Below are 12,284 nucleotides of genomic sequence, written 5' to 3' on the forward strand. Positions count from 1 at the left end.
GGCTTTTTTTATGCCTGAACCCTGGGCTGGGTCACCCGCAGGCCGCTGATGACCGCCGCGAGGGAAGCAAGGGCACCTGCGGTGAGAAGCGCAACATGGTTGCCGTTTTGCCCGGCAAGGTTAAACATCAGGGCGACCAGCGCTGCGCCGCTGCTTTGTCCCAGAAGGCGTGCGGTCCCCAGCATGCCGCTGGCACCTCCGCTGCGATGGCGCGGGGCGGAGGTGATAATGGTGTGGTTGTTAGGGGACTGGAACAGGCCAAACCCCGCGCCGCACAGGATCATGCGCCAGATGATGTCCAGATCCGTTGGCGATGACGGTAGCAGAGCAAGCGCGAAAAGGCCTGTCGCCATCACCGCCAGCCCCAACGCTCCCAATAAACCGGCATGGACGCGTTCAATTAAGTAACCTGCCAGCGGCGCCATCACCATTGTCGCCAGCGGCCAGGGGGTTAACAGCAGGCCGGTTTCCACTTCTGAACGGCCGACCACGCTCTGCAGAAAGAAGGGCAGAGAAACCAGGGCCAGCATCTGGGCGCAAAACGAGCAGACGGACGTGCAAATGGAGAGGGAAAAGAGGGGAATACGCAGCAGATCGACTGGCAGTAAAGGCACGGGGAGAGTGAGTTGACGGCGAACAAAGAAGAAGCCGATCGCCAGCAGGGCGATGAGCTCCGCGCCGGTAAGCATCGGAGACTGTCCCTGCGCAAAGCCGCTCAGCGCCGTAATCAGCAGGCCAAAGGTCAGGGCATTCATCACCGCACTCGCCACATCGAAGCGCGGCATGGTGCTTTTAGGGCCGTTAGCGGGTAGAAAGCGCAGGGCAAAGAATATAGCGACGATACCAAGAGGCACGTTAATGGCGAACAGCCATTGCCATGACGCAACGGAAAGGATCGCCGCCGCAATGGTTGGCCCGGCGGCGGAAGAGACGGCGACAATAAACGAGTTTATTCCCATGCCGCGCCCCAGATGACGCTGCGGATAAATTAAGCGGATCAACGCCGTGTTTACGCTCATGAGCGCCGCGCCGCCAAACCCCTGCGCAATGCGGGCAAGCGTCAGGGTATGCAGTGAATCTGAAAGGGCGCATAACAACGACGTGAAGGTGAAAACCACCAGACCGCACTGATACACCCGACGGTAACCGAACATATCGCCCAGGAAAGAGAACGAGAGCAGGGAAACCACAATCGCAATCTGATAGGCGTTGACGATCCATATCGAACTGGCGGGAGAGGCGTGCAGGTCGCTGGCGATGGTTGGCAGGGCAACGTTCGCGATTGCGCCGTCAAGGACGGCCATTGAGATACCGATAATGATGGTCGCTATAGCGCCGTACCGCTGGGGTAATGGCAGGCCATCGGAAAGGGTTTTTTCCATTAGGATTAAAAAAGCTCAGTGTGAAATTATTCTCAGGATAACTATTTTAGCATTGTTACAGCCGCGATATGTCGCAGATTTGTAACGAAGTAAACGCGGATTGATTGCAGGTGACATGACGGGAACTTATAATAAAAACCGGTTCTGATTTTTATAAAACACTCTCTATGAGGTGGTAAATGGCTATTGCGGATTTGGATAAACAGCCAGATTCTGTTTCTTCCGTGCTGAAGGTGTTTGGCATCTTACAGGCGCTGGGGGAAGAGCGTGAAATAGGTATTACAGAGTTGTCGCAGCGCGTCATGATGTCTAAAAGCACCGTATATCGCTTTTTGCAAACCATGAAGTCGCTGGGCTACGTAGCCCAGGAAGGCGAATCTGAAAAATACTCTCTGACGCTGAAGCTGTTTGAGCTGGGTGCCCGTGCGCTACAAAATGTTGACCTGATCCGCAGCGCTGATATTCAGATGCGTGAAATCTCTCGCTTGACCAAAGAGACAATCCATCTCGGTGCGCTGGATGAAGACAGCATTGTGTACATCCATAAAATCGACTCCATGTACAATCTGCGCATGTACTCGCGCATTGGTCGTCGCAACCCGCTGTACAGCACCGCGATTGGTAAGGTTCTGCTGGCGTGGCGCGATCGTGAGGAAGTGAAGCAGATCCTCGAAGGCGTGGAATACAAGCAAAGTACTTCACGAACCATTACCAGCACGGACACGCTGTTAACGGTGCTCGATCGCGTACGCGAGCAGGGGTATGGCGAAGATAACGAAGAGCAGGAAGAGGGGCTGCGCTGCATCGGCGTTCCGGTGTTTGACCGCTTTGGGGTGGTGATCGCAGGCTTGAGTATCTCCTTCCCAACCTTACGCTTCTCCGAAGAGCGCCTGCATGAATATGTGGCTATTCTGCACACTGCCGCACGAAAGATTTCTGAACAAATGGGCTATCACGACTACCCGTTTTAATCTCTGCTCGCATAAAAAAACGCCGCATCTCTTGCGGCGTTTTTTATATCAGCCATATCACCGGCCGATTAGCCATTATCAATCACGACGGATGTCTTACGCAGGACCGGACAGTTGGTCAAGCCAACGATCCCGCTGTCAGTATGCAGATATTGCGCAGTGCTGACGCCCTGTGCCGTTAAATATTTACACTGAATCCCTAACCCGGCTGCGTTTTCGGTGCTTCCCACTAGCACACCGTAACCCGTGAGCAGAAGGCCAATCCAGACGATGGCCAGAGCAATAATTGTTCGAATGATGAAGCGCATCATTAACCTCTTTTGTCGTTGTTATCATAATGCTAGCGTAAACGGTTTACACCATGAAACAAGTGCAGGATTCTGAAAAAAGCGCGATGGCGGTACAGTTAGTCCCTGTTTAAGATAAGCATGATAACCTTGTTACATCAGGTTTTTAGACGGAGTCTGGAGTGAAAAAAATACGCTGGGTAATTCTGATTATCGTGCTGATAGCATGCGTGGTGTTATGGACGCAGACGATCAATGTGATGTGCGATCAGGATGTACAGTTTTTTAGCGGCGTTTGCGCAATTAATAAGTTTATTCCGTGGTAATACGCATTTTTTCTCAAGGTGATTTCCTTCCTTCGCGCCAGTGGTAAAATAGACGTTTTTATTGAGGTGGTGAAATGGGTGAGTTACTGAATTCAGGGCTGCTGAATATGGCATCCCTGATGATTTCTTTGGTTGTTCTGCTTGTGGGCCTGGTCATTTGGTTTTTTGTGAACCGCGCCAGCTCCCGTACTAACGAGCAGATTGAACTACTGGAAGCGCTGCTCGATCAGCAAAAACGTCAGAATGCGCTGCTGCGCCGTCTGTGTGAGGCTAACGAACCGGAAGAGAAAGACGCGCCGAAAGACGCGGTCGCTGAAGATAACAAAGACGAAGACGACTTTATCCGCCTGGTGGCTGAGCGTTAATCTTTTTGTCCGGGAGGTGGCTGTGGTCTGGAAAAATCCCTGGTATGACCCCTCCCTGAAACATCACACCCCGAACGGTTTTCGTAATACCGATCCTGTCGGACATCAACCCGGCGACCTTGACCGTTGGCGTAAAGCGCGTAAAGAAGCCGGTTTACCGAAGCCACCCGCGCTGGGTTATGAAGACTTTATCCAACAGTGGTGGCAACCGGTTGAGCTTACACAACCTCATGAAGATGGGGTGTGGTGGCTGGGACACGCGAGCGTGATGATGCAGCTGGACGGCAATATCATCCTTACCGATCCGGTGTTTTCACGGCGCGCTTCTCCGCTGCCTTTCCTGGGACCCCAGCGCAAAACGCCTCCCGCGCTGTCAGTCGATCAACTCAATCAGCTTGATGCGGTCGTCATCTCCCATAATCATTACGATCATCTTGATGATGCGACCATTCGCCGTATTCTCAAACGCTTTCCCGACGTCAGTGTTTTTGTTCCGCTGGGCCTGGCCGACTGGTTTCGCCGCCGGGGGGCTAAACGCGTGGTTGAGCTCGACTGGTGGCAGAGCTTCACCTGGCAGGGGATGACGCTGACTGCCGTACCGGCACAGCACTGGAGTATGCGCACGCCATGGAACCGCAATCGCTCATTATGGTGTGGCTGGGTTATGGAAGGTCGACATCATCGTTTCTGGTTCAGCGGAGATACGGGGTATTCGCCTGAACTGCTGTTGATACCAGAACGCCTGGGCCATATCGATGCTGCCGCGTTACCGATTGGTGCCTATGCCCCTCGATGGTTCATGGCTGTCCATCATATGGATCCGCAATCTGCGGTGGCATTGTGGCAGCAGCTGGGCTGTCCTCTGGCGTTTCCCATTCACTGGGGCGTGTTTGAACTGGCAGATGAAGCCCTCGATGAACCTGTGCGAGAGTTAACTGAAGCGCTAGATAATTTAGCACCAGTTAATCATTCTTTCAGGATACTGAAAGTTGGTGAATATTTATCCTTATAAACGAAGCGATAAAGTAGTGCATATATTCTGTTTGTAAACCCGTGAAGGAATGTTTTATTTTTATCGAAACGTTTTGCTTGCCTTCTTTTGATGCAGAGTCATAAAAATTTCATTATTTTGGTGCATAACACTGTTTATTAGTTGGTGCATTTTAATACAGTTCGCGGCGGGTTATTAACAGTGTTTTTTCTCTGAAACAATTTGGTCGCGTTACAATGATTTAAGCATAAGTTTTCACAAATTGTTCTAACCCAATCAGGACGTAAGATTTCTTTTCCCGGTTGCTGGACGCTTCGTAATGATTGAGCTATGTTAAAAAAGTCTTAGATTACAGCGCTTGTGAAAGCAACGCTGGGTCTTTGTTACGCAGCAGAGCTGTCTGTAAGTGATGCGCATAATTGTGCAAAACCTGACAGGCACTGTTCGAATTTGTGCGGCGGATCGAGACATGTTTAAAAATGGCTTGCCATATTAAACATAGTGTGTGATAACACGTTTTGGGTCAAACGAGGTACAGTTCTGTTTATGTGTGGCATTTTCAGTAAAGAAGTCCTGAGTAAACACGTTGTCGTTGAATACCGCTTCTCTGCCGAACCTTATATTAGTGCCTCATGCAGTAATGTCTCAGTTTTATCTCAGTTAATGCCTGCGGGCTAAGAAAACACTCTAAGGAATTTTGCAAAATGGCAAAGATTAAAGGTCAAGTTAAGTGGTTCAACGAGTCTAAAGGTTTTGGTTTCATTACTCCTGCTGACGGCAGCAAAGACGTGTTCGTACACTTCTCTGCAATCCAGGGTAACGGCTTCAAAACTCTGGCTGAAGGCCAGAACGTTGAGTTCGAAATTCAGGACGGCCAGAAAGGCCCAGCTGCAGTTAACGTAACTGCTATCTGATCGAACCGCTGCTGACTGAAGCGCCTGGCACTTCAATCTCAGACATAAAGCCTCGCATAACGCGGGGCTTTTTTATGTCCTTTATCTTTCAAAATATTACCATTCGCGGTCTTGTTAGTAACTTGTTGCAAAGCTGCGAGGTTAGTAGCACTGTTTTGCCACCTTAAACCCATATTTTCCCGTTAAATCAGGGCGTTGTTTAACAGTCCTGGGGTTCAGGTGAAGAAGAAATTGATAACGACCGCTGGAAATTTCACGCCGGCGCGTTTTGTGCTGCTCTGTTTAGCTATTTTTTGTAGTCTGGCTTTTTTGCTGGGCCGCGTTGCCTGGCTGCAAATCATCAAGCCTGACAATCTGGTGAAGCAGGAAGATATGCGCTCCCTCCGCCAGTTGGCGATTGATGCGCCGCGCGGCATGATAATGGATCGCGAAGGTCGCCCCCTGGCGGTGAGTGTGCCCGTCCGGGCCGTCTGGGCCGATCCTAAAACGGTGCTGGCAAAAGGGGGCGTTGGCATTGACGAACGCTGGCAGGCGCTGGCAAACGCGCTGCATCTCTCCCTGGGCACACTCTCGGCACGAATCAACGCCAACCCGCAGGGGCGTTTTATTTATCTTGCCCGTCAGGTCGATCCCGCACAGGCGAAGTGGATCGATAAGCTGAATCTGCCCGGCATTAATTTACGCGATGAATCCCGCCGTTTTTATCCTGCTGGCCATGTGGCAGCGAACCTGATTGGCTTCACCAATATTGACGGGCAGGGCATTGAAGGCGTGGAAAAAAGCTTTAACGCTCAGCTGACCGGTAAGCCGGGCGTGCGGCAGGTAAGGGAAGACCGCTACGGTCGCGTGGTTGAAAACCTGACGGAAGTGGCGCCTGCACCGGCGCATAACATCCACTTAAGTATTGACGAGCGGCTGCAAACCATCACCGAAGATGCGCTCGATAACGCCGTGGTCTGGAACAAGGCCGAGTCTGGGGCATCGGTATTAATTAATATCCCAACCGGGGAAATACTCGCCATGGCGAGCTATCCGGATTTCAACCCCAATAATCGGGAAGGCGCGACGATAAACGATTTTCGTAATCGCGCCATCAGCGATACGTTCGAACCCGGTTCGACGGTCAAGCCGCTGGTGCTGATGACGGCCCTGCAGCAGGGGCTGGTCCAGCCGGACAGCGTGATTGACACTCACCCGTATACCCTTGACGGGCATCGTATCCGCGACGTGGGCTATTATCCTGAACTGACGATGACCGGGATCCTGCAAAAATCGAGCGACACCGGCGTGTCCCGCCTGTCCCTGGCAATGCCTGTCCAGCATCTTATTGATACCTATCGAAACTTTGGGTTTGGCACGAATACGGGGCTTGGCTTAACGGGCGAGAGCGCGGGGCTGTTGCCAAATCGTAAATACTGGAGCCAGCTCGATCGTGCGACCTTTGCCTTCGGCTACGGGCTGATGGTGACGCCGCTCCAGCTGGCGCACGTCTACGCCACGATTGGCGGCTTCGGGCTTGAGCGACCTCTCTCGATTACGCGTATCGATCCACCCGTTATCGGGCGCCGCGTCATGCCGGAAGAGATTGCGCACGAGGTGGAGCACATGATGGAGAGCGTTGCGCTGCCCGGCGGCGGGGGCGTTAAGGCCGCCGTTCGTGATTACCGGGTGGCGGTGAAAACCGGTACGGCGAAGAAAATTGACGACAGCGGGAAGTACGTCGATAAATACGTCGCCTATACGGCCGGCGTTGCGCCCGCCAGCGATCCACGCTTCGCTCTGGTGGTGGTGATTAACGATCCGCAAAATGGGGCCTACTACGGCGGGGCCGTCTCCGCGCCTGTCTTCAGCGAGATTATGGGAAACGTGCTGCGTCTGGAGAATGTGAAACCTGACGGGTTACCGGCGGGCTCCGATCACCTTATCGTTATGCGTTAACCGGGCGTTTATAACCAGGGCGAATAGCGGTACACTTCGCCCTTTGATTATGCTCCGGAGTCACCATGTCCTTCAGCTGTCCTCTTTGCCACGCCCCCCTGACGCACTCAGATAAAAGCTATACCTGTCCGCAGGGGCATCAGTTTGATGTGGCAAAAGAAGGCTACGTGAATCTTCTGCCCGTGCAGCATAAGCGCTCCCGCGATCCAGGCGACAGTGCAGAGATGATGCAGGCGCGTCGCGCGTTTCTGGATGCCGGGCACTATTTTCCGCTGCGGGAGACCGTCGCGCAGTTGCTGAATGACATTCTGCCGGGTTCAGCCACCGCCATGCTCGATATCGGCTGCGGGGAAGGGTACTACACAGCACGGTTTGCCGGGATCGCCCGTGAGAAGGGCGCGTTGACATTCGGTCTGGACGTGTCGAAAGTGGCCATTCGCGCGGCGGCAAAGCGTTACGCTGACGTGACGTTCTGCGTGGCATCCAGCCACCGGCTGCCGTTTGACGATGCCAGCATGGATGCGGTTATCCGCATTTACGCACCCTGCAAGGCGGAAGAGCTGGCTCGCGTGGTGAAACCGGGCGGATGGGTAGTCACCGTAACGCCGGGTCCGCGTCATCTGATGGAGCTGAAAGGGCTGATCTACGACGAAGTGCGACTGCATGCCCCTCACTCTGAACAGCTGTCCGGTTTTACCCTTAAGCAGGAGCAAACCGTGGCGTATGAAATGACGCTGAAAGGCGAAGAGGCCACCGCGCTGCTGCAGATGACGCCGTTCGCATGGCGGGCGAAACCAGAAGTATGGGAAGCGCTAGCTACACACTCTACATTTAACTGCCAGACGGATTTCAGTATCCACGTCTGGCAGCGCGAAGATTAACCGGCGAAATGTGCCCAGAGGATCTGGGCGCCAATGCCAATCAGCACAATTCCCCCCAGGATCTCGGCGCGTTTACCCAGCAGCGGGCCGATAAACCGTCCGACCATCATGCCCAGCGTGGACATAATCAGCGTTGCGCAGCCGATGGCCAGCGCGGTGGCGATAATATTGACCTGCAGGAATGCCAGACCGACACCGACGGCCATCGCATCAAGGCTGGTGGCAATCGCCGTGGTGACCAGCAGCCAGAATCCGTGGCGGTGCTGCGGCTCCTCGTCTTCATCATCACCGCCGCGGAAACCTTCAATCACCATTCGGCTACCGAGAAACACCAGCAGTACGAAGGCAATCCAGTGGTTCCACTCCAGTACGAACTGGCTGGCGAGCATGCCAAATCCCCAGCCGATAAGCGGCGTAAGCGTTTCGATAGCACCAAAAATGAGGCCGGTACGCAGGGCTTCTGAGAACTTAGGTTTGTGGAGCGTGGCGCCTTTTCCGATGGAAGCAGCAAATGCGTCCATGGACATGCCAAAAGCGAGGAGGATCGTAGCGGAGATATTCATAACAGCGTCCAGACCGGGGATATCCATATGACACATCACTGCCCCCAGTAAACAGCAGTTGATGTATCTATGGTCTCGCCTGATCGCGCCGCACACAAGATGTGCTGTCAGCGAACCGTACGCGCCACGTTTTTCAACGAGTATGTTGACACGTACATTTCCTGAGAACAGGAAATCGGCTACTCCCCAACGACGGGCGCAACCTTAACATATTTTGAGAATATAAAACAACAACGAAGAGGCATTATTTAAAATGCTTGGTGATAACGATTTTCATTTGTCTTTAAGCGTGAGAGTATCGTTAACAAATAGAGAATAAATTAACGAAAGGGATATAGCTTTGGCTATATTTCTTGCGCAAGATAAACACAGAATATAGCCATTGCTATATATTTAACTCATTGAGTTTTAACGAGTAACTTGTAGATCTTTTCCAGGTCGTCGATATTCTTCACCCGAATAAGCAAGCGGCGTTGTTCTAATTGCATCACCAGCACACCGTCTTCGGATAAATTCATCTCTTTAATACGGTTATATTCTATCCACACATTGGCGAAGAAAAATCCGCGGGATTTAAAAATGATTTTCGGCGTGCGGATCCAGAACAGATAAACCGCCATTAATGCCAGCGCACATAATAACCATGTGGTTAATATTGCACCATGACTGGTGACGTTATTGTAAATAAGAATAACGATGAGACCCGCGAAGATAAACGCATCCACGCGCCCGCGTCGCAGAAGGGGAAGGGAGAGCAGCGTCTCGCCGTGACGGCGGGGCATGATGAATTCGTCATAGATCGCGTAAGCCAGAAGGGCAGCAATAAATAAAACCAGTACGATGTCCGTGACAGTCATTCATCCTCCAGATAAAAAAACCGGGGGCAAGCCCCCGGTCTATAGCATTGAAACTTACAGACCCAGCAGGCCGACAGCGTAGCCCGCGATACCGATGACGAAGAAGCCAACGATAATCCACAGCGGGTTGACTTTCTTACGCAGCAGCCACATGCAGGCAAAGGTCAACAGCAGCGGTACCAGGCCAGGCATCAGCTGGTCCAGAATCGTCTGCACGGTGGTGACGCGCGTCTGGCCATCCTGACCGGTGATGGTCGATACCACCAGCGGGATGTTCACGTGCGTCCACTTGTTAACCAGCGCCCCCATGACAAACAGGCCGAGGATTGACGCCCCCTCAGTCAGTTTCTGCAGGAAGCCGCCGCCCATGTCCTTAACGATGTCCACCCCTTTACGGTAACCGTAGGCCACACCGTAGTAACGGGTCAGCAGGCGCACGGCGTTGAACAGGATGAAGAACAGCAGCGGGCCAAGCAGGCTGCCGCTCATCGCGATACCGGCACCCAGCGCCGCGAAGACCGGACGCACGGTACCCCAGAAGATAGGGTCACCGACACCGGCCAGCGGACCCATCAGGCCGACTTTGATACCGTTGATGGCACCATCGTCAATCTCTGCGCCGTTCGCACGCTGTTCTTCCATCGCCAGCGTTACGCCCAGAACCGGAGCCGCTACGTAAGGATGGGTGTTAAAGAATTCCAGGTGACGCTTGATCGCCTGACGGCGCGCTTCATTGTTTTCCGGGTACAGGCGTTTGATTGCCGGTACCATGGAGAAGCAGAAGCCCAGCGCCTGCATACGTTCGAAGTTCCATGAACCCTGAAACAGGTTAGAACGGATGAACACGCCACGAATATCACCCGGAGTGAGTTTTTTCTCGGTGGTAGTTTTTGTCATATCAACCATTTCGCTCACCTGTTAGTCCAGTTCGTTATCGAGATCGTTGTTACCAGCAGCCTGCGCTGGGGCACCCGCGACGCGGTTATATTTCGGGCTGAGCTGGATGTAGAGAATCGCCATCACCGCACCAATCACGCCCAGTGCTACCAGGTTGAAGTTAGTGAAGGCAGCGGTCACGAAGCCGAGGTAGAAGAACGGCATCAGGTAGCCTGCGCGCATCATGTTGATGACCATCGCATAACCGACGACCACGATCATACCGCCCGCGATGTTCAGACCGCCGGTGACCACTTCTGGAATGGCGTTCAGCATGCTCTGCACTTCACTGGTACCAACAGAGATCGCCACGATAACAGCCGGGATTGCGATACGCATCGCCTGCAGGAACAGGGATGAAACGTGGATCCACGACAGTGCCGTGAGGTTGCCGTTTTCGGCCGCCTTATCCGCCGCGTGCTGGAAGGCAACGGTGATAGTACGAACGATGATGGTCAGAACCTGGCCTGCTGCAGCCAGCGGGATCGCCAGGGCGATACCGGCACCAATACTCTGGTGGCCGGCAATAACCAGAACGGTCGAAATGATAGAGGCCAGAGCGGCATCGGGCGCAACCGCCGCGCCGATGTTCATCCAGCCCAGGGCGATCATTTCCAGGGTACCACCGATGATGATACCGGTTTTCATGTCACCCAGAACGGCCCCAATCAGCGTACAGGCCACCAGAGGGCGGTGGAACTGAAATTCATCAAGTACGGATTCCATACCCGCAATACATGCGACGACGAACACCAGCACAATCTGAAGAGTGGTAATCTCCATTGCACTTCTCCTATTACATAAACTTTATATGAGAACCGGCGCGGGCTTATTTCCCAACTTTGCCGATCAAATCCATCATTTTCAGTTTCTGGTCCGTGGAAACCTTACGGGCTTCCAGCTCAATACCGCGTGCATTCAGCTTGTTGAATGCTTCGATATCTTTCGCATCGACTGAAATGGCGTTGTTGACCTGCGTTTTGCCCTGACGGAAGGCCATACCACCAATGTTCACGGAGGTGATTTTCACGCCGCCTTCAACAATGCGCTCAACGTCTGTCGGGTTAGTGAACAGGAGCATCACGCGTTCACCCGCGTATTTCGGGTTGTTGTAAACGCGGATCATCTTGGCGACGTCCACCACGTGCGCGGTAACGCCAGGAGGAGCAACCTGAGTCAGAAGGGTTTTACGAACGGTATCGGCGGCAACTTCGTCGCTGACCACGATAATGCGTCGAACGTTGGTCTCTTTGGTCCAGCGCGTGGCGACCTGGCCGTGAATTAAGCGGTCATCAATACGCGCCAGGCCGATGACCATGTAATCGTTCGGACCCATCGGTTTTGCCGGTGCTGCCGCTTTTGGTGCCGCTGCAGGCGCAGGGGCAGGTTTTTCAACCGGCTGCGCCTTCAGGGCTTTTACCCCTTCGCGACCGGTTTCAACGGCCAGCGCCACCAGCTCATCGAACGCCGGATTGTCGTCGCGCGCCATGAAGGTTTCCACCAGCATGGGAATATTAACCCCGGCGACAACTTCATAATGCTCTTTATCGACGACAATGCGGCTGGCGGCATTGAACGGGCTGCCGCCCCATGTATCAACGAGAAACAGCACGCCTTTGCTGGTATCCAGCTTCGCGAGTTGAGCGTTGTACTTCTCTATCAGCGTCTCGGCGTTTTCACCGGGAACGAAATCGATCCAGCCGACGTTTTCCTGCTCGCCCAACAGCATCTCTGCCGTTTTGAGTAGCTGCTCAGCAGCCCAACCATGTGTGCCTATGACAATAGCAATGGTCACTTGCTACCTCCTTTTATTATCATTAATACGTCTGCCAGGCAGTCGTACTGAGAATCGTATTGGCGAACCGAATCGATT

14 protein-coding genes, 1 pseudogene and 1 riboswitch are annotated in these 12,284 nt (G+C 53.3%); of the genes and pseudogenes, 8 read left to right on the forward strand and 7 right to left on the reverse strand.

What is annotated here, in order from left to right:
• Positions 1-8: 8 nt before the first annotated feature.
• Positions 9-1,382 (reverse strand): MFS transporter, encoded by a 1,374-nt coding sequence (locus NUX24_RS04100; protein WP_257830068.1) that lies wholly within the window; start codon positions 1,380-1,382, stop codon positions 9-11.
• Between the two features lie 179 nt (positions 1,383-1,561).
• On the opposite strand from NUX24_RS04100, the gene kdgR reads away from it, so the two are divergent.
• A complete protein-coding gene (kdgR, locus tag NUX24_RS04105) occupies positions 1,562-2,353 on the forward strand; it encodes a DNA-binding transcriptional regulator KdgR (protein WP_257830069.1) in 792 nt (263 codons plus the stop codon).
• Positions 2,354-2,421: 68 nt separating this feature from the next.
• On the opposite strand, the gene NUX24_RS04110 is transcribed toward kdgR, so the two are convergent.
• Positions 2,422-2,661, reverse strand: coding sequence for a YobH family protein (locus NUX24_RS04110; protein ID WP_023312207.1), 240 nt, complete (start codon positions 2,659-2,661; stop codon positions 2,422-2,424).
• Positions 2,662-2,822: 161 nt separating this feature from the next.
• Between NUX24_RS04110 and mgrB the strand changes: the two genes are divergently transcribed.
• The 7 genes and pseudogenes from mgrB to rlmA all read left to right on the forward strand — a co-directional run bounded on the left by mgrB (position 2,823) and on the right by rlmA (position 8,055).
• The gene (mgrB, locus tag NUX24_RS04115) at positions 2,823-2,966 is read left to right on the forward strand and encodes a PhoP/PhoQ regulator MgrB (protein WP_006175995.1); all 144 of its coding nucleotides are present in this window, start codon (positions 2,823-2,825) and stop codon (positions 2,964-2,966) included.
• A 74-nt stretch (positions 2,967-3,040) separates the two neighbouring features.
• Positions 3,041-3,331, forward strand: a complete 291-nt coding sequence (locus tag NUX24_RS04120; RefSeq protein WP_008500484.1) for a YebO family protein — start codon at positions 3,041-3,043, stop codon at positions 3,329-3,331.
• 22 nt (positions 3,332-3,353) lie between these two features.
• On the forward strand, positions 3,354-4,343 hold the full coding sequence (locus NUX24_RS04125; RefSeq protein ID WP_257830070.1) for an MBL fold metallo-hydrolase: 990 nt from the start codon (positions 3,354-3,356) through the stop codon (positions 4,341-4,343).
• Between the two features lie 525 nt (positions 4,344-4,868).
• Positions 4,869-5,013 (forward strand): annotated as a pseudogene (locus tag NUX24_RS04130) (DUF2627 domain-containing protein).
• Positions 5,014-5,026: 13 nt separating this feature from the next.
• A complete protein-coding gene (gene cspE / locus NUX24_RS04135; protein ID WP_001062678.1) occupies positions 5,027-5,236 on the forward strand; it encodes a transcription antiterminator/RNA stability regulator CspE in 210 nt (69 codons plus the stop codon).
• Positions 5,237-5,455: 219 nt separating this feature from the next.
• On the forward strand, positions 5,456-7,174 hold the full coding sequence (gene ftsI, locus NUX24_RS04140; RefSeq protein WP_214576443.1) for a peptidoglycan glycosyltransferase FtsI: 1,719 nt from the start codon (positions 5,456-5,458) through the stop codon (positions 7,172-7,174).
• A gap of 65 nt (positions 7,175-7,239) precedes the next feature.
• On the forward strand, positions 7,240-8,055 hold the full coding sequence (gene rlmA / locus NUX24_RS04145; RefSeq protein ID WP_257830071.1) for a 23S rRNA (guanine(745)-N(1))-methyltransferase: 816 nt from the start codon (positions 7,240-7,242) through the stop codon (positions 8,053-8,055).
• Here the strand turns inward: rlmA and mntP are convergent.
• From mntP to manX, 5 genes are all read right to left on the reverse strand, one after another.
• The gene (gene mntP, locus NUX24_RS04150) at positions 8,052-8,618 is read right to left on the reverse strand and encodes a manganese efflux pump MntP (RefSeq protein WP_047652722.1); all 567 of its coding nucleotides are present in this window, start codon (positions 8,616-8,618) and stop codon (positions 8,052-8,054) included. The two genes, rlmA and mntP, sit on opposite strands and share 4 nt — an antisense overlap.
• Positions 8,619-8,689: 71 nt before the next feature.
• Positions 8,690-8,818: riboswitch (yybP-ykoY riboswitch) on the reverse strand.
• 198 nt (positions 8,819-9,016) lie between these two features.
• The gene (locus NUX24_RS04155) at positions 9,017-9,475 is read right to left on the reverse strand and encodes a DUF986 family protein (protein WP_045404374.1); all 459 of its coding nucleotides are present in this window, start codon (positions 9,473-9,475) and stop codon (positions 9,017-9,019) included.
• Positions 9,476-9,529: 54 nt separating this feature from the next.
• Positions 9,530-10,381, reverse strand: a complete 852-nt coding sequence (locus NUX24_RS04160; protein WP_006810994.1) for a PTS mannose transporter subunit IID — start codon at positions 10,379-10,381, stop codon at positions 9,530-9,532.
• Positions 10,382-10,393: 12 nt separating this feature from the next.
• Positions 10,394-11,194, reverse strand: coding sequence for a PTS mannose transporter subunit IIC (manY, locus tag NUX24_RS04165; RefSeq protein ID WP_008500490.1), 801 nt, complete (start codon positions 11,192-11,194; stop codon positions 10,394-10,396).
• Positions 11,195-11,240: 46 nt separating this feature from the next.
• Positions 11,241-12,206: a PTS mannose transporter subunit IIAB gene (manX, locus tag NUX24_RS04170; protein WP_032658500.1), complete on the reverse strand. Its 966-nt coding sequence runs from the start codon at positions 12,204-12,206 to the stop codon at positions 11,241-11,243.
• Between the last annotated feature and the right edge of the window lie 78 nt (positions 12,207-12,284).

The organism is Enterobacter sp. HG048 (assembly GCF_024702055.1).
In the GTDB taxonomy this organism is placed as follows: Bacteria; Pseudomonadota; Gammaproteobacteria; order Enterobacterales; family Enterobacteriaceae; genus Enterobacter; species Enterobacter dykesii.